General features: G+C 36.4%; 33 protein-coding genes and 1 other RNA gene. 20 read left to right on the forward strand and 14 right to left on the reverse strand.

The window, feature by feature from the left end; genetic code table 11:
• Positions 1–90: 90 nt before the first annotated feature.
• Together DET49_RS13225 and DET49_RS13230 are read right to left on the reverse strand one after the other, a co-directional pair.
• Positions 91–288, reverse strand: a complete 198-nt coding sequence (locus tag DET49_RS13225; RefSeq protein WP_133548550.1) for a hypothetical protein — start codon at positions 286–288, stop codon at positions 91–93.
• Between the two features lie 39 nt (positions 289–327).
• Positions 328–813 (reverse strand): DinB family protein, encoded by a 486-nt coding sequence (locus DET49_RS13230; RefSeq protein WP_133548551.1) that lies wholly within the window; start codon positions 811–813, stop codon positions 328–330.
• 133 nt (positions 814–946) lie between these two features.
• Here DET49_RS13230 and kdsA point away from each other — a divergent pair, with 133 nt between their 5' ends.
• From kdsA to DET49_RS13250, 4 genes are all read left to right on the forward strand, one after another.
• Positions 947–1,765, forward strand: coding sequence for a 3-deoxy-8-phosphooctulonate synthase (gene kdsA / locus DET49_RS13235; RefSeq protein ID WP_133548552.1), 819 nt, complete (start codon positions 947–949; stop codon positions 1,763–1,765).
• A 390-nt stretch (positions 1,766–2,155) separates the two neighbouring features.
• Positions 2,156–3,247 carry a hypothetical protein gene (locus DET49_RS13240; protein ID WP_133548578.1) on the forward strand — a complete coding sequence of 364 codons (1,092 nt, stop codon included), beginning with the start codon at positions 2,156–2,158 and terminating at the stop codon, positions 3,245–3,247.
• Positions 3,248–3,270: 23 nt separating this feature from the next.
• Positions 3,271–4,896 carry a BCCT family transporter gene (locus tag DET49_RS13245; protein ID WP_133548553.1) on the forward strand — a complete coding sequence of 542 codons (1,626 nt, stop codon included), beginning with the start codon at positions 3,271–3,273 and terminating at the stop codon, positions 4,894–4,896.
• A gap of 11 nt (positions 4,897–4,907) precedes the next feature.
• Entirely contained in the window at positions 4,908–5,765 is an 858-nt protein-coding gene (locus DET49_RS13250) for a universal stress protein (protein ID WP_133548554.1), read from the forward strand.
• An 80-nt stretch (positions 5,766–5,845) separates the two neighbouring features.
• On the opposite strand, the gene DET49_RS13255 is transcribed toward DET49_RS13250, so the two are convergent.
• Positions 5,846–6,676: an endonuclease/exonuclease/phosphatase family protein gene (locus DET49_RS13255; RefSeq protein ID WP_208109650.1), complete on the reverse strand. Its 831-nt coding sequence runs from the start codon at positions 6,674–6,676 to the stop codon at positions 5,846–5,848.
• Positions 6,677–6,793: 117 nt separating this feature from the next.
• Here DET49_RS13255 and DET49_RS13260 point away from each other — a divergent pair, with 117 nt between their 5' ends.
• From DET49_RS13260 to DET49_RS13285, 6 genes are all read left to right on the forward strand, one after another.
• Positions 6,794–7,435 (forward strand): hypothetical protein, encoded by a 642-nt coding sequence (locus DET49_RS13260; protein ID WP_133548556.1) that lies wholly within the window; start codon positions 6,794–6,796, stop codon positions 7,433–7,435.
• On the forward strand, positions 7,435–7,743 hold the full coding sequence (locus DET49_RS13265) for a winged helix-turn-helix domain-containing protein (protein ID WP_133548557.1): 309 nt from the start codon (positions 7,435–7,437) through the stop codon (positions 7,741–7,743). Before DET49_RS13260 ends, DET49_RS13265 begins: the two co-directional genes overlap by 1 nt.
• A 71-nt stretch (positions 7,744–7,814) precedes the next feature.
• Positions 7,815–8,099 (forward strand): hypothetical protein, encoded by a 285-nt coding sequence (locus DET49_RS13270; RefSeq protein WP_133548558.1) that lies wholly within the window; start codon positions 7,815–7,817, stop codon positions 8,097–8,099.
• 130 nt (positions 8,100–8,229) lie between these two features.
• A complete protein-coding gene (locus tag DET49_RS13275) occupies positions 8,230–8,427 on the forward strand; it encodes a hypothetical protein (protein ID WP_133548559.1) in 198 nt (65 codons plus the stop codon).
• A gap of 23 nt (positions 8,428–8,450) precedes the next feature.
• Entirely contained in the window at positions 8,451–9,218 is a 768-nt protein-coding gene (locus DET49_RS13280) for an oxygenase MpaB family protein (RefSeq protein ID WP_133548560.1), read from the forward strand.
• A 79-nt stretch (positions 9,219–9,297) separates the two neighbouring features.
• The gene (locus DET49_RS13285; protein WP_133548561.1) at positions 9,298–9,699 is read left to right on the forward strand and encodes a DUF2809 domain-containing protein; all 402 of its coding nucleotides are present in this window, start codon (positions 9,298–9,300) and stop codon (positions 9,697–9,699) included.
• Here the strand turns inward: DET49_RS13285 and DET49_RS13290 are convergent.
• Positions 9,696–10,901, reverse strand: coding sequence for an NAD(P)-dependent oxidoreductase (locus tag DET49_RS13290; RefSeq protein WP_133548562.1), 1,206 nt, complete (start codon positions 10,899–10,901; stop codon positions 9,696–9,698). The two genes, DET49_RS13285 and DET49_RS13290, sit on opposite strands and share 4 nt — an antisense overlap.
• A gap of 191 nt (positions 10,902–11,092) precedes the next feature.
• Between DET49_RS13290 and ssrA the strand changes: the two genes are divergently transcribed.
• The 5 genes from ssrA (at position 11,093) to DET49_RS18755 (ending at position 12,986) form a co-directional block, all read left to right on the forward strand.
• Positions 11,093–11,493, forward strand: a transfer-messenger RNA (tmRNA) gene (gene ssrA / locus DET49_RS13295).
• A 411-nt stretch (positions 11,494–11,904) separates the two neighbouring features.
• Complete coding sequence (locus DET49_RS18740; protein WP_243729657.1) at positions 11,905–12,117, forward strand: hypothetical protein; 213 nt, start codon at positions 11,905–11,907, stop codon at positions 12,115–12,117.
• On the forward strand, positions 12,098–12,370 hold the full coding sequence (locus DET49_RS18745) for a phage integrase SAM-like domain-containing protein (protein WP_243729659.1): 273 nt from the start codon (positions 12,098–12,100) through the stop codon (positions 12,368–12,370). Before DET49_RS18740 ends, DET49_RS18745 begins: the two co-directional genes overlap by 20 nt.
• Before the next feature lie 108 nt (positions 12,371–12,478).
• Positions 12,479–12,721 carry a hypothetical protein gene (locus DET49_RS18750; RefSeq protein ID WP_243729661.1) on the forward strand — a complete coding sequence of 81 codons (243 nt, stop codon included), beginning with the start codon at positions 12,479–12,481 and terminating at the stop codon, positions 12,719–12,721.
• 22 nt (positions 12,722–12,743) lie between these two features.
• Positions 12,744–12,986 carry a tyrosine-type recombinase/integrase gene (locus tag DET49_RS18755; RefSeq protein WP_243729662.1) on the forward strand — a complete coding sequence of 81 codons (243 nt, stop codon included), beginning with the start codon at positions 12,744–12,746 and terminating at the stop codon, positions 12,984–12,986.
• 64 nt (positions 12,987–13,050) lie between these two features.
• On the opposite strand, the gene DET49_RS13305 is transcribed toward DET49_RS18755, so the two are convergent.
• From DET49_RS13305 to DET49_RS13315, 3 genes are all read right to left on the reverse strand, one after another.
• Complete coding sequence (locus DET49_RS13305; protein WP_133548563.1) at positions 13,051–13,392, reverse strand: hypothetical protein; 342 nt, start codon at positions 13,390–13,392, stop codon at positions 13,051–13,053.
• Between the two features lie 110 nt (positions 13,393–13,502).
• Positions 13,503–13,826: a type II toxin-antitoxin system PemK/MazF family toxin gene (locus DET49_RS13310; protein ID WP_133548564.1), complete on the reverse strand. Its 324-nt coding sequence runs from the start codon at positions 13,824–13,826 to the stop codon at positions 13,503–13,505.
• Positions 13,793–14,062, reverse strand: a complete 270-nt coding sequence (locus DET49_RS13315; protein WP_133548565.1) for an AbrB/MazE/SpoVT family DNA-binding domain-containing protein — start codon at positions 14,060–14,062, stop codon at positions 13,793–13,795. The genes DET49_RS13310 and DET49_RS13315 overlap by 34 nt, the downstream gene beginning before the upstream one ends.
• Before the next feature lie 284 nt (positions 14,063–14,346).
• Here DET49_RS13315 and DET49_RS13320 point away from each other — a divergent pair, with 284 nt between their 5' ends.
• Both DET49_RS13320 and DET49_RS13325 read left to right on the forward strand, forming a co-directional pair.
• Positions 14,347–14,802, forward strand: coding sequence for a helix-turn-helix domain-containing protein (locus DET49_RS13320; protein WP_133548566.1), 456 nt, complete (start codon positions 14,347–14,349; stop codon positions 14,800–14,802).
• A gap of 61 nt (positions 14,803–14,863) precedes the next feature.
• Positions 14,864–15,196, forward strand: a complete 333-nt coding sequence (locus DET49_RS13325; protein WP_243729663.1) for a PIN domain-containing protein — start codon at positions 14,864–14,866, stop codon at positions 15,194–15,196.
• A gap of 307 nt (positions 15,197–15,503) precedes the next feature.
• Here DET49_RS13325 and DET49_RS13330 read toward each other — a convergent pair whose 3' ends face one another.
• From DET49_RS13330 to DET49_RS13355, 6 genes are all read right to left on the reverse strand, one after another.
• Positions 15,504–16,076: a hypothetical protein gene (locus tag DET49_RS13330; protein ID WP_133548567.1), complete on the reverse strand. Its 573-nt coding sequence runs from the start codon at positions 16,074–16,076 to the stop codon at positions 15,504–15,506.
• A 748-nt stretch (positions 16,077–16,824) separates the two neighbouring features.
• Positions 16,825–17,859: an alpha/beta hydrolase gene (locus tag DET49_RS13335; RefSeq protein ID WP_133548568.1), complete on the reverse strand. Its 1,035-nt coding sequence runs from the start codon at positions 17,857–17,859 to the stop codon at positions 16,825–16,827.
• Positions 17,860–17,985: 126 nt separating this feature from the next.
• Positions 17,986–19,149 (reverse strand): aldo/keto reductase, encoded by a 1,164-nt coding sequence (locus DET49_RS13340; protein ID WP_243729665.1) that lies wholly within the window; start codon positions 19,147–19,149, stop codon positions 17,986–17,988.
• A gap of 68 nt (positions 19,150–19,217) precedes the next feature.
• Positions 19,218–19,718, reverse strand: a complete 501-nt coding sequence (locus DET49_RS13345) for a cupin domain-containing protein (RefSeq protein WP_133548569.1) — start codon at positions 19,716–19,718, stop codon at positions 19,218–19,220.
• 12 nt (positions 19,719–19,730) lie between these two features.
• Positions 19,731–20,207, reverse strand: a complete 477-nt coding sequence (locus tag DET49_RS13350) for a cyclophilin-like fold protein (protein WP_208109652.1) — start codon at positions 20,205–20,207, stop codon at positions 19,731–19,733.
• A 2-nt stretch (positions 20,208–20,209) separates the two neighbouring features.
• Positions 20,210–20,770: a sugar O-acetyltransferase gene (locus DET49_RS13355; protein WP_133548570.1), complete on the reverse strand. Its 561-nt coding sequence runs from the start codon at positions 20,768–20,770 to the stop codon at positions 20,210–20,212.
• 97 nt (positions 20,771–20,867) lie between these two features.
• On the opposite strand from DET49_RS13355, the gene DET49_RS13360 reads away from it, so the two are divergent.
• Together DET49_RS13360 and tnpA are read left to right on the forward strand one after the other, a co-directional pair.
• A complete protein-coding gene (locus tag DET49_RS13360) occupies positions 20,868–21,716 on the forward strand; it encodes a helix-turn-helix domain-containing protein (RefSeq protein ID WP_243729666.1) in 849 nt (282 codons plus the stop codon).
• A 161-nt stretch (positions 21,717–21,877) separates the two neighbouring features.
• Positions 21,878–22,156: an IS66 family insertion sequence element accessory protein TnpA gene (tnpA, locus tag DET49_RS13365; RefSeq protein WP_133548571.1), complete on the forward strand. Its 279-nt coding sequence runs from the start codon at positions 21,878–21,880 to the stop codon at positions 22,154–22,156.
• A gap of 205 nt (positions 22,157–22,361) precedes the next feature.
• Here tnpA and DET49_RS13370 read toward each other — a convergent pair whose 3' ends face one another.
• On the reverse strand, positions 22,362–22,577 hold the full coding sequence (locus tag DET49_RS13370) for a type II toxin-antitoxin system PemK/MazF family toxin (protein ID WP_243729668.1): 216 nt from the start codon (positions 22,575–22,577) through the stop codon (positions 22,362–22,364).
• Positions 22,578–22,942: 365 nt separating this feature from the next.
• Here DET49_RS13370 and DET49_RS13375 point away from each other — a divergent pair, with 365 nt between their 5' ends.
• Positions 22,943–24,373: an MATE family efflux transporter gene (locus DET49_RS13375; RefSeq protein WP_133548572.1), complete on the forward strand. Its 1,431-nt coding sequence runs from the start codon at positions 22,943–22,945 to the stop codon at positions 24,371–24,373.
• Positions 24,374–26,237: the final 1,864 nt, after the last annotated feature.

Below are 26,237 nucleotides of genomic sequence, written 5' to 3' on the forward strand. Positions count from 1 at the left end.
GTATCAAATGCCACTTATTCAAAATAAAAAAGAGATAGTAAAATCTACTGTAAATCAACTAGTTAATTTATGCGGCAAGAGTATTCAAAATCAAGGGGCAGGTTTTAACTTTCTGTAGAGGAAGAAACCAAAATAAATTATAGCAATGGAACCAAAACCTATTCCCAGTAAAGGCTCTTCCGGTCTTTGGTATATGAAGAACATAGTTGCAGCTGTCATTATTAGCGCATTAATAAGCAAGCGCTTAGGGGTATAATAATTTCTGAATTGTTCGATTAAACTTTGCATATCTATTTTTTTGCAAAGCTATGAATTTATCATCGATATTTAATTTTCATCAGCTGATGGGCCATAGGTAGCAGGCACCGAAATATTCAGTAATCTAAAATACACCCCTAATTGTGCCCTGTGATGCGGTAGTTGGTTCAGTACCATCATTCTAAGAACTGAATATTTAGGCATATCCATTAAAACTTTTCCGCCCTGCATCATTTTCCAGTTTTTTTGATAATCTTTATCCGGTTTTCTTAGGGCTGCTTCTGCTTCAGAAGTGTTATTTAGCAAGACCTTAAGGATTTCCTCCATGGTATCAAAATCGGGCGATTTATAGTCCGTCATATCCATTTCATCCATTTCCATAGTAGCGGTGATCCAACTGGGGATCTCAGCCAGGTGATTTGCCAATTGTCGTATGCTCATCGATTTTTTATGCGGCCTCCATTCCATTTTGTCTTTAGGAATACGTTTTAAAAATTTTTCAGTAAGTACCACTTCATGTTGAAGTTCTGATATTAGAAGATTTTGCAGTTCCATTGATAAAAATTATTTAAGAAAATTACAACAAAAACTCATAGTATTTTCAGAAAAAGGAACTCGGGAAAACACTCATTTTTGAATTGTGGCACCGGCTTAATTCTGTTATATTTGTCATTGTAATACCCCGATTATGAAACTTGAAAAAATCCCACGCATACAGCATATCCATTCCGACAACTTTTTTTTACTTGCAGGTCCATGTGCTATCGAAGGCGAAGAAATGGCCCTTCGCATAACCGAAAAAGTAGTTGAAATCACTAATAAATTAGAAATTCCCTATGTTTTTAAGGGTTCTTTTAAAAAAGCAAACCGCAGCCGAATTGATAGTTTCACAGGGATTGGAGATGAAAAAGCACTAAAGATTCTGAGAAAGGTTTCTGAAACTTTCGATATTCCTACCATAACTGATATCCATCAAGTTAGCGATGCAAAAATGGCTGCTGAATATGTAGATATTTTACAAATTCCAGCTTTTTTGGTTCGACAAACCGATTTGGTAGTTGCAGCTGCTGAAACCGGAAAAGTAGTCAACCTTAAAAAGGGACAATTCATGAGTCCCGAAAGTATGAAGCATGCGGTAACTAAAGTAACCGATTGCAATAACAGTCAAGTGATGGTTACCGATAGGGGTACCATGTTTGGCTATCAGGATATGATTGTAGATTTTCGAGGAATTCCTACCATGCGTGAATTTGCGCCAACAGTTCTTGATGTCACCCATTCGCTGCAACAACCAAATCAGAGCAGTGGTGTTACCGGCGGAAGACCAGATATGATTGAAACTATTGCGCGTGCCGGAATTGTGAACCATGTAGATGGCTTATTTATTGAAACTCATTTTGATCCTGCAAATGCCAAAAGTGATGGCGCTAATATGCTAGATATCCGCTATTTGGAAAATTTATTGAGCAATTTAGTAGCCATAAGAAAAACAATAAATAAATTATAATAAAATATTGTTTAGCTACTTAGTTTATTAGCTTACCCAATAGATTAATTGACATTACCATCTATGTTTTAAGTTGGTATTTAATAACTTGTCCGATCTGGTTCAGGAAACCGGCATGCCATAAAACCATTTTACATTATCAACCAGCTGGCACCCACAACATTATGACCCATATCGCATTTAAGCGACACTGGCTTAAATAAACAAAACCTATAATTCTCTTAACAGGTCCTTTATTTGCTTAATTAAAAGTTAATATAAGGTAAGCATAAGTTTTTTCAATTTAAATTAAGTTTATTTGAAAATCTACTAACCAAAAAAATCTAGATGAGAAACCAACCAATTTCAGAGGGTGTCTTCTCCTATAGCTCTATTTTAGCTGTTTTCTTCATGTTTTTTTTTATTCCTTTAAAGGCTCAGGAAAAACCAGAGGTTTCGGTTGGCGGAGCGCTTCGCTATAATTATAATTTATCTTCCTGGAAGGAAGGTCAAAAAAACCGGGGAGGTGATTTTGGCTATGATATCTTCCGTATTAATTTTAATGCAGCATACAAAAAGGTTTACCTCAATGCCGAATATAGACTTTATGCTGATGCTTTCGGCGGTGGGGTACTAAAACAAGGTTGGATAGGCTATAGATTTAGTGATTTAAACGAAATTCAAATCGGTCTAACACAGGTCCCTTTTGGTATTCAACAATATAATTCTCATAATTGGTTTTTCAACCTCACTTATTATATGGGGTTAGAAGATGATCACGATATGGGTATTAAATATATTCATGCCGGCGAAAAATTTGAATATCATCTTGCGTTTTTCAAGAATGCTGAAGAACTGCAATTTGGCAGTAATACCGAAGCCTCTACCAGCCGTTATTCCTATGATGTGGTAGGTAGAAATAAAGAGGTCAACCAATTTAATGGAAAATTTGTTTACAAATTTGGTGAAATAGCAGCAAATAGATTAGGTGTGTCAGCACAATACGGGGGACTGTATAATTTGGATACCAAAAAAACTGGATATCATTATGGACTTGCCGCACACTATGAAATCACTCAAAATCGTTGGAATTTAAAAGCTCAGGCTTTAACAGCCCTGCATAACCCCATCAATGCTGAAGGCCAAAGCAGGGAAGTTTTAAGCTTTGGTGCTTATGGTGCTCCTTACCAGGTAGCTGCCGATTTTAACTTATATTCCCTTGCAATTTCGAGAAATATTCCCGTAAATATAGGACCCATTTCAAATTTGGAATTCTATAATGATTTTGGTTATATGCAAAAACATAATAACCGTTTTACTGATTCCTATATGAACGTTACAGGAGTTCTAGTTACAGCCGGTCAGGTGTATACCTATATAGACTATGCTGCCGGATATAATCATTCCTGGTTAGGCGGTAATTTTGTTGATGATTTTGCAGCGGGCAATCCAGATGCTAAATGGGAGGCAAGGTTCAATATCAATATTGGATATTATTTTTAATTTAATTTCTGAAAACCTATAATATGGCAAAGAAAGTTACCAGAAGTGATGAGAAAAAATCGATTTTCGGACTAGAAGTAAACGGTCCCGTATTTTTTATTTCGTCTTTTATCATTATTGTAAGTATTGCACTGACGCTGATTTTTAAAGAACAGGCTGAAAGTGTATTCAGCAGTATTCAAACTACGGTAGCAAATAAAGCTGACTGGTTTTTTATTCTCTGTGTAAACATCTTTCTGGTATTCCTGGTCTACCTAGCCCTGGGTAAGTTTGGAAAAATGCGTATTGGGGGTCAAAATGCCAAGCCGGAATTTAAGACCCTATCCTGGTTTGCCATGTTATTTAGTGCCGGAATGGGAATTGGACTTTTATTCTTTAGTGTAGGAGAACCAATTATGCACTTTACTGCTCCACCTACGGCGGAACCTGGAACTATAGCTGCTGCCAAGGAAGCTATGAATTTCACATTCCTACACTGGGGTTTTCACGCCTGGGGAGTTTATGCACTTGTGGGACTGGCGCTTTCCTATTTCACCTATTCCAGAGGTTTACCACTAACGATTCGGTCCATATTTTATCCATTCCTGGGTGATAAAATTTATGGGAAAATTGGAGATGCTATAGATATATTCGCCGTTCTAGCCACTTTGTTTGGGCTGGCAACCTCACTCGGGTTCGGGGTTCAACAAATTGCCTCAGGTCTCAATCATGTGTTTAGTGTTCCCAGTGGAATTACCACCCAGGTATTATTAATTGCTGGAATTACCTTGGTGGCCACAATTTCTGTAGTTTTAGGGGTAGACAAAGGGGTTAAATTCTTAAGTGAATGGAATATGAGGGTCGCCTTATTATTGCTGGGACTCGCCATAGTTTTGGGTCCTACGGTGTTCATTTTTAGATCATTTGTAGAAAACACAGGAAGCTATTTATTTAACTTCCTTGAAATTTCCACCTGGAGTGAAAGCTTTACTGGCGGATCCTGGCAAAACGACTGGACCGTATTTTATTGGGGTTGGTGGATCGGATGGTCCCCTTTTGTAGGAATGTTTATCGCTCGTATATCCAAAGGGCGAACTATTAGAGAATTTATCTTAGGCGTGTTGCTGGTCCCTTCCCTGGTAACTTTCTTTTGGCTTTCCGCCTTTGGTAGTGTTTCTCTTGACCAGGCACTTAGCGGAGATATGAGTATAGTAAATGCGGTAAATGATGATATTGCTACTGCCCTGTTTGTTTTCTTTGAAGACTACCCGCTTTCTATGGTTATCAACGTAGTTGCAGTTATTCTTATCGCTGGTTTCTTTATTACCTCTTCCGATTCTGGATCGCTGGTTGTTGATAGTTTAACTTCGGGAGGGAAAATTGATGCCCCCGTGGGCCAACGAATCTTCTGGGCCGTAACCGAAGGTGCTGTAGCTGCAGTGTTACTAATTGGCGGGGGATTACAAGCACTACAAACGGCCACTATTGTCACCGGCTTACCCTTTGCGGTTATTTTACTGATTATGTGCTATTCCCTCTACAAAGGATTGAAAGAAGACCTTGTAGAAATGAAAGATAAAAAAGAACAAAAGGAGATGGAAAACTATGAAGAAATCGTAAATGATATTGTCAAAAAAAGAAATCTCGGAAAAAATAAAGAACAAAACTAAAAACAGGCATTATGGAAAAATTCAGTAACATTCTGGTTGCATTGGACCTTTCAGACATTGATGATTCTCTGATTAAGTATGCCTCTTTTCTGGCTGATAAATTAAAAGTCAAAAAGGTATATTTTGTACATAATATCAAGAAATATGAGATTTCTGCCCTTTTTGATGAGCAGCTAAAAGATATTAACCTGGATGAAATTATCGGGGACGAACTAAATGAAAAAGTTGAACAAAAGTTTGATAGTGAAGTTCAATGGGAAGTCCTTATTTCTGAAGATCCTTATACCGAATCCTTAATTAATTATATCGCCAACAAATATTATATAGACCTGGTGATAGTGGGTAATAAGAACAGGAAAAAAGGAACTGGAATTATTAGCAACAAACTCCTTAGGTTGCTTAAATGTGATATTTTATCCGTGCCACGTAATTTTCATCCCGAGATTAAAACCATTTGGGCAGGCACTGATTTCTCAAGGGAATCCCGTAAAATTTTCAATATAGCTCAAATGCTTCAAGAGGCCACTTCAGCTCCCGTTACTGCTGCCCATGTCTATTCCGTACCAGTACAATTCTCACCCTATTTACCAAAAGAAACTATGGCACCAAAAATAGAAAAACATGCCAGGGAAAAAGGAGAGAAATTCCTCAGTAAACTAAATTATAAAGGAACAGTAACCACCCTAATTATTCCTGGCAGAGATTCCAGTGTAGCCAGGAATTTGCTGGATGGAACTAAGAAAAATAATGTGGACATCTTAATAGTAGCAGACAAAGGCGCTAACCATATTTCCAGCCTTTTGGTTGGAAGTGTTACTGAAGAGTTATTTGGGGAAAGCCCCGAATTACCTTTATGGATCTCTAAATAGCTTTAAATTTAACGAGGAAGCCAAAAGTATTAATTATCGTCAGACCAAAAATAATTTAGCCGGACGATAATTAACTTCCCTTATTGAAATTTCAATTCGACCATTACCGGTAGGTGGTCTGATGGATATTTTAAATCTTTAGAATCGCTTAAAACACCATATTTCTGAACCTCAAAATCGTCGGAAGTAAAGATATAATCAATTCTTGTGTTTACAGGTTCGTTAAAATTAAATCCATTAAAAGTCCCCTCAGGTCCAAATTCAAGTTCAGATACAACTTTCGAATCATTCATTTTCTCAGACAAAAACTCAATAGCATTGGTATCAGGTTCCAGGTTAAGGTCGCCCATTAATATTACCGGGAGATTTTTTTTGTTTATTGTAGAAATTTTTTCCCAAATAAGTTTGGCACTTTTTTCCCTCGCCTTTTCTCCAATGTGATCAAAATGCGTATTAAATACCCAGAATGTTTGTCGCGAACTTTTATCTTTTAATTTAGCATAAGTACAAATCCGTTCCATTGCGGCATCCCATCCTACCGAAATTTCATCAGGTGTTTCCGAAAGCCAAAAAGTATTTTCTACAAGCACCTTAAATTCATCGGAATCATAGAAAATGGCGCTAAATTCTCCGGCTTCCTTTCCATCGTCTCGCCCTACTCCAACATATTCATAATTCCTCATTTCTGACTGGAAATGTTTTAACTGACTTACCAAAGCTTCCTGGACACCAAATATCTCAGGTTCATAGAATTTTATCTGATTAGTAATAAAATCTTTCCTCTTAGACCAGGAATTCTCGCCATCGTTCTCATTGGCGTATTTAATATTGTAGCTCATCACTTCCATCTCCTGACCATACATAGTAGTTCCTATAAAAAGTAAGAACAGGAAAAAAACTCGATTTTTCATTTCTTTTATTTTTTCTAAAGTTCGGAATAAAAATAAAAAACGGCCGCTAATTATTTTTACATTTTATATATGAAAACCAATTATTTTATTTTACTTTGTATCTCAAAGTACTTTAAAATGAATAACGAAAAGTATATTAAGGATCTTCGCGAAATCAAACAAATGATGAATCGTTCTTCACGATTCATTTCTTTAAGCGGACTTGCAGGAGTTTTTGCTGGCTGTTATGCCATTATTGGAGTTGTTCTTGCCAAAACCATTTTAAAAAACAAGGGCGATTCCAGCATCATAGGTTTAGAACCAGAAATTACAAATGCTGCTAACCAGGAATTGGTGATTCAGTTTTTAATATTAGCCATTGGTGTTCTTGTACTGGCCATTGGAACGGCTGTCTTTCTGACCACGCGAAAAGCACAAAAAAATAATGAGAAAATTTGGGATAATACCAGCAAAAGATTACTTATAAACTTCTTTTCACCTCTTGGTGCCGGTGGAATTTTCTGTCTGGTATTATTGCAGTATGGGCTTTTCTCACTAATTGCTCCCTGTATGCTTATTTTTTACGGACTTGCCTTAATTCACGCAAGCAAATATACCTTTGGTGACCTTAGAAGTCTGGGTTATTCAAATATGATCCTTGGCCTTATCGCTACCCAATTTTTAAACTTTGGACTTTATTTCTGGGCAATCGGGTTTGGCCTTTTTCATATTGTTTATGGTATCTGGATGTACAATAAGTATGACAGAAAGAATACTTAATGAAAAATATAATAAGCAATATAAATAAAGCTTTTGATCACAGGGTACGCCTGGGAATTATGAGTGTACTAATGGTCAATGAATATGCGGATTTTACAAGTTTAAAGGAATTACTAGGAGTCACCGATGGAAATATAGCAAGCCATATAAAAGCCCTGGAGAAAGTAGGTTATGTAAAGGTTGAAAAATCCTTTATAGACCGAAAGCCTAATACCAGGTATAGTGCAACTAAATCTGGTCGGAATGATTTTCAAAAACATATAGCCGCTATTGAAAACCTATTGAATCAAACTCAATCAAAACAATGAAACTATTTTTTTATCCACTTACTTTGAATTTCAAAGTACTTAATTATTATTAATCCTTTAAACTAATCATTATGAGAACCAAAAGACTATTTATCCTTGTACTTATCGTGGGAGCAATTTTATTAATTCCCTTTATTGCCATGCAATTTACTACCGAAGTTAATTGGACTGCCTCCGATTTCATAATTATGGGTATCCTACTCCTTGTTACAGGACTGGGAATTGATCTGGTTTTGAGAAAGGTTTCCAAAACTCAAAACCGACTTCTTATCAGCGGAATCATTCTTGCAGTATTTTTTGTAATCTGGGCAGAACTGGCCGTTGGCATCTTTGGAAGTCCGTTTGCAGGAAGCTAACTAAATATTAGAACCGAGGCTATCCAAAATAGAACTTAACACTATAAAACAATTGTCGATGATTTCCAGGTTATTATTATCAAATGTTGTATGCTGGGTGTTTACCATAATTTTTCTTATACTCGGAATAATGAACCTAATCCAGGTCCATCCGGTACCAGGAATTTTTTATATTTTGTTTTCCGGCATTTTTGCGCCCCCTTTAACTACCCGGCTTAAATATAAAACAGGATGGGTTATTCCATTCTGGATGAAAATTGTAATTGGCTTGATTGTTCTTTGGGGCACTTTAGCGGTAGGAGACCTTGCGGAAATATATGGTTTATAGCCTGGAACATTAATAAGAAAAGAATGAAGTATTTTGTAGATAAAAATTCGATAGTACGGGAAATCTGGGGGAAAGGCGATACTATTCTATTTATTTTCGCCGGTGCCTCGGCCGAGTTTGCTCTTAATAAGGCAGTAGACTGGCTTTATTATACTGGCCGTCTGCCTAAGGATCCACTAGCCCGGCTTTTTTCAACGGTCTCCTATGCCCGTGAAATTGTCTTTTCCGAAGAAAGGTCGGCATTTAAGGCCATAGATCATATAAATGCCATACATTCCTCGGTGGAAGCTAATCGTGGAAAAAATATTCCAGACTGGGCGTACCGGGATGTTCTTTTTATGCTTATAGATTATTCTATTAGGTCTTATGAAATCCTGGAGCGAACACTGAGTGACTATGAAAAACAAGAGGTTTTTGATGTCTTCTGGAGAGTTGGTAAAAGAATGAATTTAAAAGGTCTACCCCAGGATTATGCGGAATTTGAAACTATGAGGCAAATCCACCTTGAACAAGATCTTTTTAACGGCAACTTTACTAAAGATCTCTACCGGCAGTACTTTAAACACCTGGGACCGATTCGATATTTCCTCTTACTGGAAACACAAAAGCTAATAACACCCAAGCGTGTTCGTGATTATTTAAGTTTAAGGGGGATATCATTATTAAACCTCCTTCTTCCTATTTATAAAGTAAGCAGAAATATAAAAATAGACGGACTACTTAAATCATTAATTCTACCATCAGAATATAAAGCTGAAATCAGATCTTTAGACAGACAGCTGACCTCATGATCCATTAATTAAAACCAAGCGTTTTGATGTTTTATGAATATTCATAGTGTATAATTGCTTCTTGTTTAATACCAGAAGAATGAATAAATTCAGGGATTTTAAATCATTGAAAAGAAATAACAGAGAAACCTATTTCTGTGGATTTTTAGTGCTGTTATTAATAGAAATATTGATCGCCATTTTTATCAAAGATGATTTTATACGGCCATACCTTGGAGATTTTCTTGTGGTTATTCTACTATACTGTTTTCTGATGAGTATAAGCCAAATTTCAGTATTTAAAGGCTTATTGATCGTACTGATATTCTCTTTAGCAATAGAGTTCCTTCAGCTCCTTAATATTGAAAAAATATTTCAACCTCAACCACCCCAGGCCATTATGATAATCCTTGGAAGCAGTTTTTCGGGTTGGGACCTGATGGCTTATCTGCTCGGACTTTTAGGTTGTCTTATATTGGAATATAATAGGAACAGGACTTAAACTCCATCTACGTAATCCTGTAAATAACTAAATTTCTTGGTTAATTTGCCATTTTGAGTCATACGGGCGCGTTCTAAAACACCATCTTTATCATTGTTGAAAAAAGCCGGAAACACGTGCTCTAAAAACATATTACCAAAACCTTCACTGGCATCTTTTGGTAGTTCACAGGGCAAATTATCCACGGCCATCACCAGGATACTATCTTCTTCACGGAAATCGACTTCGGATTCAGTCTGGGGATTATAACCGTAAAAAGGTTCCGCTATAGTTGAGGGGCGGATGGTACTGGCAATTGGCCCGTTTATATCACAGGAAATATCAGCGATATATTTTATACGGAAATCCTTGGATTTGGCCTCATTGGCCGTAAAAAATACCGGGGCCTGGTCCGCGTAAAAATGTCCTGAAATAAATAGGTCACTAGTTTTGGCAAAACTTAAGAAGTTAGATTCATACCTTTCTGGTGTTTTGAAAAACTCTTGCTGGTTTCCTGGGGCACCGTCTTTTCTTTTATTATAATCTAAAACATCAATATTACAATACACCGCTTCTTCTCCCTGGAATTCAAGGTATTCTTCCACGTTTAGTTTCTTAACGCCTAAATGGTTTAAAACCTCCTTGGCTCCTCTGGCTACTTTACCTGTACCGGTCAACACTATCTTGATAGGTGGAATTTTAATTCTATCCAGTTCTGACAACATGGCATCAAGATCTGGCAGGGATTCTACTTTTGGAAGCTGGTATAATTTTTCTTTTAAACCAATCCCACGAAATCCATTATAAACCCCTACAAGTCCGGCATACCGTCCAAAACCAATAAGCCTGGTTCCATTACCTTTTACAATAGCCTCGTGGTCATATAATTCAATGTTAAGCTTAAGAATTTCCCTCAATAAATCACGATTATAAGGCTGTCTTTTAATAGTATGAGAAAAGAAAAAATACTTTTTATTTGGAATTAAGGCTGGCAAAGGCACTTCCTTAACACCAAGCAGTACATCACAATCTGAAACATCTTCCAAAACCTTAAAACCGGCATCCCGATATTCCTTATCGGTAAAAATTCTAATATCGGAGCTCTGTACTTTAAAATTTGCTTCAGGGAACCTCTTTACGAGTTCCTGGAGTTTATTGGGTGAAAAAACAACTCGCCTGTCTGGAGGCGTTTTTTGTTCTTTAATCAATGCAAATTTTATCATATTTGGTATGGGTTTTGTTTCTAAATTAACACCTACCAAAGATATAAATTTAAAATTGTATCTTTGCAAGCCTTAAGTTTAGTTATGCTTAAGTATCATTGAAAATTTGATGTTCTGTGAAATGTCCTAAATACTCGTTCAGAGCAAGTAGAGTTTCACATTTTCGGAAATGACAATGTTCTTTAATTTATGGGGTCGACTTGGTTTTGACAGCGAGTCTAATTGAGTTGTAAGCACGTCGAGCGCTGGGATATAGCTCGTAAATCTCATATTTCACACTTTTTTAAACGGCGAAGATAACTACGCCTTGGCTGCATAATCCGAATCACAGTAGGATTTGCTTAGTCCCTACAAGGTAGGGAGCCAAGATGTCTCGCGGGAGCCTTGATTTACGGCGCCCGCACATGAGGCACCGATAAAGTAACTCTAGGAACTACAGGGCCTTGATGTAGTTCTAAAATCTAATTGAGGATACGTGCAAAGTTGGTGGTTTTCGGCCGGCTTTGCATCGACAACCAAACGAAGACTAAGCGTGTAGAAGGCAATTTAATTGCTTGTTTGGACGAGGGTTCGAACCCCTCCGACTCCACTTTTTGAGTACCAAACTCAAACAAAAACCCCGGAATCCTAGGATTTACGGGGTTTTTTGTTTTTAAGGATATCAAATTATATCAAATAAATCGAGACCAATTCGGTGACCTATTTTAAAATTGAGAAATAGGTCTCGATTGACATATAAACCCCTATTTTACAAATCTTTAAGCAAAGTTAAAATTTTCTATCGAGACCCTTTTTTAGATATATTTATTACGAATCGAGACCTAAAAAATTCATTATTATGAGAACTGACTTTCACTTACATTTTCACCTATTAAATTCAAAGATCAATAAAAGAGGCTTAGCCCCTATATATCTTATGCTTACCGTAAATGGTAAGAGAAAATAATATAGTATCACACGAAGGATAGAGCCCGAAAAATGGAATTCAAAACAAGAGAAAGTGATGGGAAATAATCACATCTCTCAAGAGATCAATACCCATATCAACAATATTCGACACAGGTTAAATAAGATTCACCAGGTACTATCTGATAATGATGAAATGATCACTTCTTCCAGAATGATTAAAGAGTTGAAAGGTGAAACGAAACATAAATCTAAAATGACCTTAGAGGTGTTTAAAGAGCATAATGAAAATGGATCGCTTTTCCGGTAAAAGTATCTCTAAGAGCACCGCTAAGCGATATTGGACCTGTTATAACCACCTTGAGCAATTTCTAAAGGAGGTTTATAAAACCGAGGATTTCCGAATGAAAGATATAGACCACCAGTTTATTACAAGATTTGAATATTTTTTAAAAACTTCAAGAAAGTGTAATCATAACTCAGCCTTGAAATACGCAACAATTTTAAAAAATAGTTCGTATAGCACTAGCCAATCAATGGATGGACAGGGATCCTTTTTATAATTATAAGGTTCAATATGAAACCGTAGATCGGGAATTCCTAAATGAAGATGAAGTAAAAGCCCTGGTTGAAAAAGAACTTCATTTGACCTTTTAAAAATTGCGAGGGATATGTTCGTCTTGAGTTGTCATACCGGTTTGGCTTTTGGTGATTTAGAGAAACTCTCTGAAAAGGATATTGTTAAAGGTATAGATGATGGAAGATGGATAAGAACAAAAAGAAAGAAAACTAAATCTATAACCAGCGTCCCCTTACTTCCAATAACTGAAGAGATTATTGAACGCTATAAAGATTATCCAAGAGTAAAAGACGCGGACTTAGTTCTTCCCGTCCCCAAAAAATCAAAACTATAATGCTTTTTTAAAAGAGATTGCTGTGCTTTGTGGAATAAATAAGACACTTACCACGCACCTGGCCAGCCATACATTCGCGACTACTGTAACACTTTTCAATGGAGTGCCTATAGAGTCTGTAAGTAAAATGCTAGGCCATAAGGATCTGAGAACGACCCAACATTACGCAAAAATTGTGGATAGAAAAATTAGTGAGGATATGAAAGCGTTAAGGAAGAAGCTAGAAGAAAAAGCCGCTAAAGACTCAAAAAAAAACCAATTCTAAGAAGAAAAAATAGTCGGTCGTTTTTTATAATTCTAAGTGAAAAACTTTCACTATTAAATTTAGTCTACTCTTCGTTAAAAAGATCGTATACCTCCCTATCAAGGTCTGGAATATAATTACCCAGGGCCCGCAATGCTCTTTCCTGAATTTTACCGAAACTTTCTAATTCTAAATCTCCCCCGGCAATATCCCAATCTTCAAAGTAAAGAACCTGTGAGAGGTAAGTATCATCTTCACCATAATACATAATAGAAACACGAGTCCCACTAAAAGTTAATTGTAGAGAATAGAAAACGTTCTTAAAATAATCTGGAGTATGAACTTCAGGCAAATCCAGGGAAATCATATTTGTTTCCGGATCATATGAAAGCCACGTTGGTAAATAAACTTTTCCCAGTTCTAACATTAGAATTTAATTTACAGACCAGTTCTATAAAAGTAATATTTTTTAACATAAAAAATTGATTTTAAAGCAATAGTACTTTGTCAATACCTCAATTCTTGGAGCATCAATACTTAATCCACAAATGTTTCTTTTAGTACTTCTTTACATTTTCGAATCTCCGATTTGGTTAGAGAATCAAGGACTTTTACAATCCTTTGCTTGTCAATTGTACTAATTTGGTCAATTGCTACCATTACTTTTTTATTATTTATTTTTATCGTAATCCTGGTCGGGTATTTTTTGAGATCTGTAGTCATTGGAGCAACAACGATAGTTCCCAAATATTTATTCATTTCGTTTGGTGAAATAATCACACGAGGTCTGTTTTTCTTGATTTCACTTCCGATAGTTGGATCAAGATTTACCAGAATGATAGAATACTGCTTTTGTTCCATTCGTCAAAATTTTCATCCTCAAAAACATCATTCATCAAAGACGCATCGTCATTATTATTTGCCATTTCCCTGAATTTTTCTTCCCAGTCTTTTCGTGGAGATTCTATAGGTCGAATTATGATTTGCCCTTTTTCCAAGATCAGTTCCACTTTATCCTTAATGTGGTACTTTTCGAGAATTGTTTTGCTCAATCTTAGTCCTCTTGAATTTCCAATTTTAATAATTGAAGCTTCCATAACTTTATTTTTTGTAAATACAAGGTTATTACTTTTAATTGGTTTATGAAATTAAGTTCGTGTTTTGAGATTATTAATGCCAACGGTCTATATTATAGCAAATTGTCGGAACGTGGCTTTGTCGGATTAGACTTGGTTTATTGGTGAATTTAATGATTATCTTACTAACGGTGCCGTCTATTTGCGATGAATCGCTGGCTACAGTTATTTGTTAAATATTTTATTTCATTTCGATTGTTTCGTTTATTTCGTTTAATTTTGTATTAAATCAATCAACTGGAGCAATGGAAGAATTAAATAATATAAAAAGACCTTCTAAGGAAGAACAATCTACAGCATTTGAATCTTATAATGCATTGGAGGCAGTATTGAAGAATATCAAAGATAAATCTCCTGAAATTGAAATAGAAGAAACTAGAGAAAAAATTAGAATTCCTCTAAAAGCCTTAAAATTGTTGGCTAAAATTCTAAAAGCAATGGGTGATGGAAAACCAATTTCTATAGTCCCAATTGCTGCAGAAATGACAACTCAGGCAGCAGCAGAATTTCTAGGTTGTTCTAGACCTCATTTTGTGAAATTACTAGAGGAAGGAAAAATTCCATTTACGAAAATTGGTAAACATCGAAGAGTTAAGTTCGAGGATGTTTCTGATTATAAGGATCAAATGAAGAAAGAGCAGGAAGATCTAATTATTCAAATGATGAAATCAGACGAGGAATCCGGATTATATGATTCATAGTGTTCGCTTTATATGTGTCCTGGACACCAATGTAATTTATCCTCTATTAATTAGAGATTTAATGTTTTGGTTTGCTTATTACGAATTATTTACTCCCAAATGGAGTCAGCATATTTTTGACGAATGGGATAGTGTAATGGAGAGAAAAGGTATTCCAGAAAAGGAAAGACTTAAACGGATCAATGTTGCTAATAGAGCATTCCCAGATGCGATGGTTAATAATTATGAGCAACTAATAGAAAGTTTAGATTTACCTGATGAAAAAGATCGACACGTTTTGGCTGCAGCTATTAAAACCAATGCTAATATTGTTGTGACGGAAAATTTGAAAGATTTTCCTAAAGATTATTTAGCATCTTTTGGTTTAAGTGCCAAATCTAGTGATGTTTCTTAACTGATATAATTGATTTAAATCCTGAAAAAGCAGTTGAAGCTTTCAAAAAACTTGTTATGAATAGGACGAATCCTGACTTGGATGAATTTGAAATCCTTGATCGGTTAAGAGATCTTGGTTTAAAGGATACAGCAAATTATTTGCACGCTTGCCTATAACAACTGTAGCCAACAGTCACGCTAAGGGAAGTAGCGTGTAGGGATGAGCTAACAACTTGTGGTTAAACCGGTTTCAAATTAGAGTTCTAAATTATAAAATTTAAGCTAACCCTAAGCTATTTTCTCTAATCGATTTTAACTGTAGTATTTTATTCGAGTATTGGGTTTTCAGCCTCTTTTTTATAAAAAGCTTTCATTTTTGAAATTAGATCAAATATCTCGGGATGAGAAGTGGAACTCGGATTTCTTGCGGAAATGTGGTCATAATTAAGATCATTCGTTTTTAGAAAAATAACTACCCCATAGCCGTCCAAAATTATTCTTTTATCTGGGTTTGACTCCATATCATTTTTTATTCTGTTCCAATTTTGAACAAAGTCAGTGACCGTTTTTTCTAAAGAATTCTGAGATCCTATATTTAAAGTATCTCTCTTATATTCTTTATACTTTTCTGTAATTTGAATTACTTTTCTTAAAGCATCTTTTTTGTTTTCCGCAATTAATTGTTTCATTTTTTGGTAATCATCTTCACTGCTCGAAGAGATTGAGACAAGTCGGCTTACAATAATTCTTGATTCTTTTTCTGATTTCTGGTAGTCAATTTTATGATTTTCTATCATACCGGAAAACATTATTTTTAACTCATATGAATAGTCTTGTTGAGAATACCCACTTATGAAACTAAAGAGTATTACGTAAATGAATAAGTCTTTTATTTTCATATAACGCGTTTTTGTGAATATTAAAGCAACTCACTATATCACACCTAATATACTTTTATTTATTATGAGTAATATACTGCCTCTATAACAAATCAGTCTCCATTCAGTCTCCATTGCAATAAAATTATGAGTTGCACAGACTTCTCCTGGAGTTTTAAGGTTGTTGATGATTTTGAAATACAAATCTACATCTAGATATAAAGGAGTAGAATAAATAGTTATATCTATCAAGCCCGTTCAGCCCATTCCCACTACATTTCGCAAAAGCTTCATCCCGGGAAAAGCGCTTCTCTACAAAGTTCTTGGACACCATCGAAGAAATTGGGACCTCCATTACGCTAACCCGATGAAAAATCGGAGCGCTTCATTCCACTCGAAATTTTTCGATGAAGTCCGCCAGATTGAATTTCAGATCATAGTTTTTCTTTTCAAAGAAAATAGTGGTATCTCCTAAACCATATGCAAACATCATCCTTACACCCCTACCCTTTTTGAATGCAAATAAAATAGAAAATAATGCTGACCCATTTCCGATAATTACAGTTATCAATCAACCGGTTGAAATCGGTGGAAAATCCCGTAATCAGTTATATATAGAATTAATCTAAATAAATTTTGGTAACGTTTATTTTATGATGATATCTCTAATACTATTTTTTTATTGAAAAAGTGACTCCTTCTGAGCTTCCAGGTTGAACACAATTTTCTTTCTAAATGTAAAAGGAGTCCACTTAACTTAACCATATTATTATTTCAAGTTTTTAATGAAAAATCGTTCCAATTTCTCAAAAGGAATTACATCCATTTTGTCATATAAATCTACGTGGACTGCATCTGGAATAATTATTAATTCTTTAGGTTCTAATGCTGCTTTGTAAGCATCTTCACTAAAATATTTCGAGTGGGCATTCTCACCTGCAATAATTAGCATTGGTCTGGGAGATATTTCTTCAATATATGTCAAGAGCGGAATATTCATAAAAGACAAAGAATTTGTGGCTGTCCAGGCTGCATTTGAATTTATCGAACGAGGATGAAAACCTCTTTCTGTTTTATAATAATCGTAGTACTCTTTTACAAACTGTGGTGAATCTTCATTAGTCTGACCCAATCCATTTTCTGGATATTTTGGTGTTCCGTTCTTTGCATCTTCCCAACGTTGCAAGCTCATTTCTTTCAAGGTTTTGGTTCGTTGCTCTGAAGTCATAGAGCCGAAATATCCTTCTGCATTAACTCGTGACATATCGTACATACTGGTGGTTGCAACTGCCTTTACCCGTTTATCAACAGCAGTGGCGTTTAACGCAAAACCACCAAAGCCACAAATTCCAATGATACCAAGTTTATTTCGGTCTACATTTTCATGTAACCCAAGGAAGTCTATGGCAGCACTGAAGTCTTCGGTATTGATGTCTGGAGATGCCACATTTCTCGGTTCACCACTACTTTCACCTGTATAAGATGGATCGAATGCTAAAGCTACAAATCCACGTTCTGCCATTTGATTAGCGTACAATCCTGATGATTGCTCTTTTACTGCTCCAAATGGGCCGCTAATAGCTATAGCGGGTAAATTGTTTCCTCCATTTTTAGGAAAATACAAATCACCGGTTAGCTCAATTCCGTAACGGTTTTTGAAGGTTACTTTTTGACGGGTAACTTTTTCACTTAAATGAAAAGTGTATTCATCTTTATTTCTCATTTGTGAATTATTTTGTTCGTTTTGGCTTAATGCCTGTCCAAAAATGAACAGAGCAGCCATAATTATTATTGAATTTTTCATTGCTTATTATTTTTTATACTAATCATCGCTCAGCTGTTGCCAATCGACTTTCTTTTTAAGTGTGGAAACAATGGAAAGCTTTTGTTGCAGAGTACACCGCAGAGCTACCAAATATTTTATTAGCGGCTAATATTCCACCCGTGACTGTTGTAGTGCATCATAGCGATCACCTACGACACCTATTTTTGCGATTTTGCTTTCGATCTCGTCAATTTCGGGCTGCGTCAACGTAAAGTCAGCCGCTCTAAAATCTTCTTCTAAATGTGAAAGCTTGGTTGTGCCAGGAAGAGGGACAATAAAAGGATATTTTGACATCATCCACGCTATACATATTTGAGATGTGGTCATGCCTCTTGTCTTTCCAAACTCATTTAACGCCTCTACAATTCGGATATTCGATCTCAAGGCTGCGGGCTTAAACCGAGGCCATGAACCTCGAATGTCATTAGTGTTTAAATCGGAGTATTCGGTTAAATTTCCACTCAGCAAACCGCGGCAAAGCGGACTATAGGCTACGAAGCCTATCTCCAATTCCTGCAACGTTGAAAAGATGAACTCTTCGGGTAGCCTGGTCATAAAAGAATACTCACTTTGCACTGCCGTAACCGGACAAACAGCGTGTGCCCTTCTGATGGTTTGAGCGCCTGCTTCAGAAAGGCCAAAATGCAGCACCTTTCCTTCTTTAATTAGATCTTTTACAGTGCCTGCAACATCTTCAATGGGAACGTTGGGATCAACCCGGTGCTGAAGGAAAAGATCAATACGGTCGGTCTTGAGGCGCTTGAGTGATTGCTCTGCAACTTTGCGAATGTGCTCTGGCCGACTGTTCATAACATTTGGACCCTCAATATCAAAACCAAACTTTGTAGAAATGGCGACCTTGTTTCGTATAGGCGCTAGGGCTTCTCCAACTAATTCTTCGTTAACATAGGGGCCGTAAACTTCGGCAGTATCGAAGAAATCACAGCCACGATCTGCAGCCTGTCTTATCAGATTAACCATAGTCTGGTGATCTGGATGGATACCACGTCCATTAGTCATTCCCATACAGCCCAGCTGTATGGCAGAAACTTCAAGCGGATTTTTCTTTGAGCCTAATTTTCGCTTTTTGTTTAAAATGGTACCGATTCCTTTTTTATTTTCAGTCATCAAAGGATTGGATGCATAACTCATCATGGGGCCTCCAGCCATCGTTCCTAAACCCAATAAAGAGGCTGATTTTAAAAAACCTCTTCTACTGTTAGAATCTGCGTTTTTATTTTCCGGGTGGCTCTTAATATTCTTTTTCACGGTTGATTTTTTTAAGAAGTTTGTTTAAAATATAGCTTCTAATAACGCACGAAGCAATGGTAAGGCAACTACTTCGTTTTGTTATAATCTTCATCTGTTACCGGCTCCATCCATTCCACAATTCCCTTTTCCGTATTGGGTATAAAATATAGTTGCTGTAAACCAACATCAGGGCTTGCCCCGTGCCAGTGGCGCACATTCGGTGGACATTTTACCACATCTCCTTTCTTGATAACTTCAATTTCCTGACCTTCAATTTGGTGGTACCCAACTCCATCGGTAATGATTAGTATTTGCCCCGAGGGATGCGAATGCCAGTTGCTCCTGGCACCGGGTTCAAAATATACGTTACCGGCAAGTGTTGTATGTATGGAATCTGCTTCCACCAGACCAACAGGATAAGCATTCCCTGTAAAATATTCATCTGAACCTTTTTCGCCTTTAGGGAAAATTGCGTTCAATTCGTTATCCTCTGCATTCAAATTTTCCTGTTTCTCTCCTTTGTTCGTGTTGCAGGATTGTCCCAAAAACATTAAGACTGTAACTGTTACTATTCCTAATTTTTTCATATCTAAATTGTTCTATTTTATTTCAAATGTCACTTTAACCTTGCTCGAACTTAATTCTTCCGCCAAACCTTCGGGGTCATTGATCTTTCCAATTCTAGTGTAGCCATACGATGTTGAAAATGATTTATAAAAAAGTACCAATGTGTTGGAGCCGTACAGCATCAAATCCCCCTTTTGTATAGTGCCGGGATTAGAAGCATTCGCAGGTAAATTTTCTGGTAAATCAAAATACTTTTCGTTATTGTTCAAATCGGTCATAGTAACCGTCAAAGGCAAGCGTTCAATAAATGTTTTTGTTGTAGCATTATTTTCAAGTGTAGCTGAAAAGGAAGATGTTCCAATAAGAATTTTTATTTCCATTAACTCCGTATTTTCGGTTTCAATTTGGTTATTATCCGGCTGAAGGTTGTTTTCCTGTGTACAGGCAAACAACTGTAAACAGAAAAGACTCATTAATAGAAAAATCATTGTTTTCATGGTCCTGTTCATTACTAAATTTTTTTAATAATTTTTGCAGGTATGCCACCAACAATGGTGTTATCAGGTACATCTTTAGATACCACCGCCCCAGCTGCTATAACTGAATTTTCTCCAATGGTTACTCCTTGCAAAATCGTAGCGTTTGCACCAATCCAGGCATTCTTCTTAATATGGATTCTGCCAGCCGTAAGCGTTTGTCTGTCTTTGGCTGAAATTGGATGAGCTTCAGAAAGCAGACAGACTTTAGGTGCAAGCATTACATTATCTTCAATGGTGATTCCGCCCAAATCCAAGAAGGTGCAATCAAAATTGATGAATACATTTTTACCTATTTTAGTATTTTTTCCATAATTGATATGAAGCGGTGTGAAAACAGCAACACTTTCATCAATTTCACGCTCAGTAATTTGACTTAAAAAACCTCTGATTTCCGTTGGATCAGATGTATTATTCATCTGCAACAACAATTTTTTCGTATTGTAGGCAGCTTCCCGCATTTTATAAGCTTCAGGGTCGTTAGGTGAAATACCTTCTCCGTTCAATAATCTCTGAAATACCGTATCTGCTTCCATCCTGTTGATTTTCTTTTGATTAACAGTACAAAATTAGGAAATAGATTCACTACATTTGTAACACTATTTACCTGATTAATGTCAAATATTACTTATTTTGAAGAATGACTTTATAGAATCGAAAGCTGTTAATCCTCAGCGAATTATCCAGCTGAAAGTTTCAAACGAAAAAGATTTTCCAAAAGACTTTCACGTAAATTATCACACACATTTATTTTGTCATCGTGGGAGTATTACTTTTTTGTTCAACGAGGTGAAGATGAAATGCAAAAGCAATGAGTTTGTGTTTTGGTTTGCTAAAAGCAAATTGGCAGATATACAATTTTCAAAAGGTTTTATTGCGACAATTCTACTCGTAGAAAATCAATTTTTGACCAATAATATTCCTGACCAAAACTGGGGTATTGATGCAACCTTACATTCCCGTCAATACCCGGTTAAACAATTGAATAATAAGAATGATAGGCAACGCGTTTTATCTAATTTCCATTTATTGAACGATAAGTTTCAGGATATAGAACATCAATTCTATGAAGAAGCTCTGAAACTACAAATGAGACTTTTCGTTCTCGAAATGTGGCACACCTTTGCTAAGGAGTATGAACGCAGAAAACGCAGTCTACAAACCGGAACCTTGTATGAGAGATTCAGGAATCTGGTCCAGGATCATTGTATGAAAGAGCGTGAAGTCCAGTTTTATGCTAATGAGTTAAATATAACCCCGAAATATTTGAATGCCATTTCCAAACAGAATTCTGGAATTACCGCATCCGAATGGATTCAACGATTTGCTAAAGAACGTATTACCCTGCTTTTACAAAATGAGAATCTAAATATCGCAGAGATTTCTGATGAAATGGGATTTTCAAGTCGGTCATTTTTCACGCGATATGTAAAAAAAGTATTGGGTGTAACTCCGAGTGAATATCGCAATAGGTTGGGGTAAGAATCTCCTGTTTAATCAACCAAATTTATGTGAATTATTTTTCCTGAAATTAGGAGGTGAAATTTATCATTGTACTCGTATTCACGTATCCACCCCACCAACTGCATCTTGATTAGCAGACTTTCGACCGGTAGCTTTGCTGCTCTAAAATAATATTTATTATGAGCAAACAGGAAGAAATGTACACTTTAGTTAATGAATATCGTAATAGCGGCCTTTCGGCAAAAGCCTTTAGCAAAGAAAAAGGAATCAGTCCTTCCACCTTTTGTTACTGGATCCGCAAGAAGAAAGACGAAGATCAGCCCGGGGGATTTGTAGAGGTAACCAAAGGATCAAACTCCTCATCGGGGGAGCTGGAACTTATTTATCCCAACGGGGTTAAACTCCAAATGAATGCTGCGGACCTGGGACTTATTGCCCGGTTAGTTAAGTTGTATTAATGTTCTCCTTAGGTTCCTCCCATCTCCACTATATAGCCTTATAGCAGCAATGTTTACAGGCATTTTATTTAGCGTTGACAATTGGGTTGACAATTTTAAGTTTATTCAGTAAGAAATTCCCGGAGTATTTTTCTAAGGTTTTTTATTTCCTTTGACTTTAAGCTGCCAGCTTTATTTAACAAACGCAGCTTATTATTGATCGGGTTTAATCCAGGGCAATCTGCCCTTTTTTTCCGTTCAGGGAAACTTCCAATCGTATCGGGAAATTTTTAAAGGTTGATGTCAGGGGTGCTATAATCACCGTATTTAGAAACTTATTAGAATCGTCAGGGCTTATAACCACTCCGGGACGAGTTTTATTAATTTCGCTTCCTTTAGTTGGATCAAGACTCATCCAGTAAATATCGTATTGTTTTAACATCCATTCATCTAGTTCTTCGTCCGAAAAAACATCAGGAATGAGTTTCTCCCCAGTACCATTATTTTCAACCTTCGAAAATCTAAATATAAGCTCTCCAAATTTACGTACTGAAACGAAAGGTGACAGGGCACTTATCCAAAATACAAAATATCTTTATATAAATTTGACTTCATTTTTTCTGGCTCCAGTTTTGAATACAGAAAAACTGTGGAAAGTTTTTGTGAAAAATTAGCCTAAAGACACCTACCCTAAGAGCGTTTTTGTTGAACCGATTAATTAAATAAATTTATTAAACATCGGCTTTGCAAAACTTTTTTGAATTACCTTTCCTAGGAAAATCAAGGTTTTATTTAATCCATTGGGTAATGGACCAAAACACTCACCCCATATCTGTTAAGCCTCCCAAAAGAAATATTTGGAAAGCACTTTTAGAAGCAATTAAAGGCACCGAGGTCGATTATACCAAAATCAGCCTCAAACGAGCTATTTTTCTTTTAGCCGTTCCTATGATTCTTGAATTGGTAATGGAATCCACCTTTGCCCTTGTGGATATCTATTTTGTTGGTAAACTTGGCGCTTCAGCCGTAGCCACTGTAGGTCTTACTGAAACTTATTTATTTTTGTTGTATTCCATTGGCATGGGGCTCTCTATGGCAGTTACTGCCATCATTGCCCGACGTATCGGTGAAAAGAAGGGAGAAAATGCATCGGAATCTGCGGTGCAATCCATCATCCTGGCCATCTTATCGGCTATACCATTTTCGATAGCTGGAATTTTTTATGCTGAAGAACTATTAACCCTTATGGGTGCAGACTCCTGGACACTTACTTATGGCACTTCTTATTTGCAGTGGATGCTTGGGGGAAATGTGGTAATTATGTTGTTGTTTGTTATTAATGCGGTATTTCGCGGAGCGGGAGATGCCGCTATAGCGATGTGGGTTTTGGGAATCGCCAATGCGATCAATATTGTTTTGGACCCTTTGCTGATCTTTGGATGGGGTCCCTTTCCGTCCATGGGCATTGAAGGTGCTGCCATTGCTAGCAATATTGGACGCAGCGTCGGGGTCATTGTGCAGCTATGGATATTATTTCAAGGGGGCAAACATATACAGGTAAAATTTTCACAGTTGTACTGGAATACAAAGGCTATGCTCACTATTATAAAAACATCGATGGGCGGTATTGGACAAATGATTATCGGAATGACTTCCTGGATCTTTTTAATGCGAATCCTGGCCGATATAGGAAGCGAAGCTGTGGCAGGATCCACCATTGCACTTAGAATAATGCTTTTCTGTATGATGCCGGCCTGGGGTCTTTCCAATGCAGCCACTACCCTTGTGGGGCAAAACCTGGGCGCGAAAGATCCCCAACGCGCAGAATCGAGCATCTGGAAAATCGGCAAATATAATATGTTCTTTTTGCTCCTGGTTTCAGTAGTGTTCTACTTCTTTAATGAAACGCTTATTGGATATTTTTCAGATATCCCCGAAGTAATTAAAGTTGGAGGAAAATGGCTGGAGATCCTTTCCTATTCCTTTTTTATTTATGGATGGTGGATGGTTACTACCCAGGCATTTAATGGGTCAGGTGACACCACTACTCCAACAAAAATTAATTTTGTGTTTTTTTGGTTAATCCAGATACCATTGGCCTATTTCCTGGCCATTTATCAAGACTGGGGTTACTCGGGAGTATTTTGGGCAGTGTTTTTTTCAGAAACAAGCGCCGGTATCTTTACCTTATGGATTTTTACCCGGGGAAAATGTAGAACATTACTAATTTCCATTTAATGCAATAAAGAGTTTTTCCTAAAGGTGAATTTAATTTCACGTCAATTAAATTATTTATTCTTTTCCCGGTTTTTTCAGCACTTTCCAGAAGCAATTTAACATCACAGCAGTAACAAAAAGTTGGACCAACATCATTATTTTTAAAGGTTCTGTATTCATATTAAAAGATTTTTTTTTCTTTTTCTATAGGCGATATAAACCAAAAGGGTAATTACTATAAATAATAGTAGGGTTAATCTTTCCAAATTGGCAAAAAAGATTTCATCAGAAATAGTCTTAATTTCATCTATGTCCTTTACCCCCAATAAGTTTTTATTTTAACCCGGCATTATCCAATTGCATCACTAGGGAATTATGATATAAGGGCTCACCTCTTCAGTGGTTCCCTTTCGTTCGCTTTTATTCTTACCAGATAAACTCGTAGTTTACCTTTACCTAAACGCTCTGTACCATGGGTCTTTTCTACAGTTCCTTTAGGTGATTTGCAAGCCTAGCCTATACAGCGTTTTCGGTAGGTAGCCAGGAAAACTGCAGTCCATCATCACCAATACAGCATGCACTGATAATATGCCTTCATTGCTTCTCGGCATATATAAAAATTGTTCTGCTTACAGACAATGATTTCCCCAAGAAAATAATGCAAAGGAAATACACAAATTTCTATTTCCCCCTCTATTAAAAATAATAGCAGGATATTTTCCTTTTTTCTTTGGTTTTACCAACATTCCGTTAACTTTCAATTCGTTGCTTAAATAGGTAATGTCATAAATCTCGATACTATCTAAGTATTTAAAGTTCTCTGTCCATTTAACCTGAGCATTAACTTCTTCTGTTAGTCTGTTGTAAATTGGGTATTTAAATCAGAGATTAATTCTTGTTGGATAAAAAGTTTGGTTTCTTAGGATTGACAGTTTGTGAATACCAAGTTAAAAGCTAATAACTGAATGAAGTTTTTCAGTAAGGGCCAAATCTGCTCAGCAACAACAGGATTAGCAGAGTGGACTTTAAATTTCAAATTTTGTAAATGGAGTTCGCTCTCCTAGACTAACCACTTAGCAGCCGCATATCGATCTGCGGCCACCTCTCCAACTTCATTTAATACCATATCATTAGCGAAGCTGATAAAGTTCGGGAGGCCATTTTTCTGAATCTAGCTTAGCAACTCAGTATAAGTTCCAAGAACAACAAAACCTTCAGCTTCTTTAGAACTGTATACTATTTCCGGATTCCTGAGGTCATCTAGAAAGACTTTATTTATCTACAAATATTTAAATCCAACCGCATTCCAGCCTGGTTCTATATAATATTCCTCTTCAGTTATATTGAAATTTCAGGGTTATCTCTTCAGACGCATTAAACTATAAAACCTGCTGTTGAATCAAAGTTCTCGCTAACTACTTAGGTAATGGTTTAAATTTATAGTCTAATGCCTGCCAATTTCATAGGTTTTTCCACTAACCTAAAATTCATTAGACAAGATTGTTTTATTACATTCTGAATTGTACTTTTTTAAACCTCAGAACTCCACAGCCTTGATATATAGCCTTATGACTCATTTAAAGGATAACTACTTTTCATTTATTAGAACGTTATATCTCTGTTCTAAAATATTGATATAGGCTTCCTGCAAACCCCCACTCAAAAAAGATGATTCGATTAGGAACTTAGCATCGGTTTTTAATTCTTGAAAGCGTTTAAAGGCCCCCTCAATTTGCTTTTTAGATAAGCCTAAACCGACTCCAAATTCAAATAATAATTTTCGCGTTATTTTTCCTGTTTTGTGCATGGGGACACCCGAGCTTCTAAGATAGATTTCTATCTAAATCGAAGAGGTTTACTAAATCCTTTTGTTCTTCATTTTTGA

Origin of the sequence: Salegentibacter sp. 24, from assembly GCF_004362395.1 — a bacterium.
Taxonomy (GTDB): domain Bacteria; phylum Bacteroidota; class Bacteroidia; order Flavobacteriales; family Flavobacteriaceae; genus Salegentibacter.

Bases quoted from the DNA above. Each gene is read 5' to 3' on its own strand.
- DET49_RS13350 (WP_208109652.1), bottom strand. From the start codon at position 20,207: ATGAACAGGACCATGAAAACAATGATTTTTCTATTAATGAGTCTTTTC.
- DET49_RS13250 (WP_133548554.1), top strand. From the start codon at position 4,908: ATGGAAAAATTCAGTAACATTCTGGTTGCATTGGACCTTTCAGACATT.
- DET49_RS13315 (WP_133548565.1), bottom strand. From the start codon at position 14,062: ATGGAAGCTTCAATTATTAAAATTGGAAATTCAAGAGGACTAAGATTG.
- DET49_RS13245 (WP_133548553.1), top strand. From the start codon at position 3,271: ATGGCAAAGAAAGTTACCAGAAGTGATGAGAAAAAATCGATTTTCGGA.
- DET49_RS18740 (WP_243729657.1), top strand. From the start codon at position 11,905: ATGGGAAATAATCACATCTCTCAAGAGATCAATACCCATATCAACAAT.
- kdsA (WP_133548552.1), top strand. From the start codon at position 947: ATGAAACTTGAAAAAATCCCACGCATACAGCATATCCATTCCGACAAC.
- DET49_RS13325 (WP_243729663.1), top strand. From the start codon at position 14,864: ATGTTTTGGTTTGCTTATTACGAATTATTTACTCCCAAATGGAGTCAG.
- DET49_RS13355 (WP_133548570.1), bottom strand. From the start codon at position 20,770: ATGGAAGCAGATACGGTATTTCAGAGATTATTGAACGGAGAAGGTATT.
- DET49_RS13285 (WP_133548561.1), top strand. From the start codon at position 9,298: ATGAATAAATTCAGGGATTTTAAATCATTGAAAAGAAATAACAGAGAA.
- DET49_RS13265 (WP_133548557.1), top strand. From the start codon at position 7,435: ATGAAAAATATAATAAGCAATATAAATAAAGCTTTTGATCACAGGGTA.
- DET49_RS13310 (WP_133548564.1), bottom strand. From the start codon at position 13,826: ATGGAACAAAAGCAGTATTCTATCATTCTGGTAAATCTTGATCCAACT.
- DET49_RS13240 (WP_133548578.1), top strand. From the start codon at position 2,156: ATGTTTTTTTTTATTCCTTTAAAGGCTCAGGAAAAACCAGAGGTTTCG.
- DET49_RS13320 (WP_133548566.1), top strand. From the start codon at position 14,347: ATGGAAGAATTAAATAATATAAAAAGACCTTCTAAGGAAGAACAATCT.
- DET49_RS18745 (WP_243729659.1), top strand. From the start codon at position 12,098: ATGGATCGCTTTTCCGGTAAAAGTATCTCTAAGAGCACCGCTAAGCGA.
- DET49_RS13280 (WP_133548560.1), top strand. From the start codon at position 8,451: ATGAAGTATTTTGTAGATAAAAATTCGATAGTACGGGAAATCTGGGGG.
- DET49_RS13370 (WP_243729668.1), bottom strand. From the start codon at position 22,577: ATGTTAAAACAATACGATATTTACTGGATGAGTCTTGATCCAACTAAA.
- tnpA (WP_133548571.1), top strand. From the start codon at position 21,878: ATGAGCAAACAGGAAGAAATGTACACTTTAGTTAATGAATATCGTAAT.
- DET49_RS13375 (WP_133548572.1), top strand. From the start codon at position 22,943: ATGGACCAAAACACTCACCCCATATCTGTTAAGCCTCCCAAAAGAAAT.
- DET49_RS13305 (WP_133548563.1), bottom strand. From the start codon at position 13,392: ATGTTAGAACTGGGAAAAGTTTATTTACCAACGTGGCTTTCATATGAT.
- DET49_RS13335 (WP_133548568.1), bottom strand. From the start codon at position 17,859: ATGAAAAATTCAATAATAATTATGGCTGCTCTGTTCATTTTTGGACAG.
- DET49_RS13290 (WP_133548562.1), bottom strand. From the start codon at position 10,901: ATGATAAAATTTGCATTGATTAAAGAACAAAAAACGCCTCCAGACAGG.
- DET49_RS13225 (WP_133548550.1), bottom strand. From the start codon at position 288: ATGCAAAGTTTAATCGAACAATTCAGAAATTATTATACCCCTAAGCGC.
- DET49_RS13345 (WP_133548569.1), bottom strand. From the start codon at position 19,718: ATGAAAAAATTAGGAATAGTAACAGTTACAGTCTTAATGTTTTTGGGA.
- DET49_RS13275 (WP_133548559.1), top strand. From the start codon at position 8,230: ATGAACCTAATCCAGGTCCATCCGGTACCAGGAATTTTTTATATTTTG.
- DET49_RS13270 (WP_133548558.1), top strand. From the start codon at position 7,815: ATGAGAACCAAAAGACTATTTATCCTTGTACTTATCGTGGGAGCAATT.
- DET49_RS13330 (WP_133548567.1), bottom strand. From the start codon at position 16,076: ATGAAAATAAAAGACTTATTCATTTACGTAATACTCTTTAGTTTCATA.
- DET49_RS13255 (WP_208109650.1), bottom strand. From the start codon at position 6,676: ATGAAAAATCGAGTTTTTTTCCTGTTCTTACTTTTTATAGGAACTACT.
- DET49_RS18750 (WP_243729661.1), top strand. From the start codon at position 12,479: ATGTTCGTCTTGAGTTGTCATACCGGTTTGGCTTTTGGTGATTTAGAG.
- DET49_RS13260 (WP_133548556.1), top strand. From the start codon at position 6,794: ATGAATAACGAAAAGTATATTAAGGATCTTCGCGAAATCAAACAAATG.
- DET49_RS13230 (WP_133548551.1), bottom strand. From the start codon at position 813: ATGGAACTGCAAAATCTTCTAATATCAGAACTTCAACATGAAGTGGTA.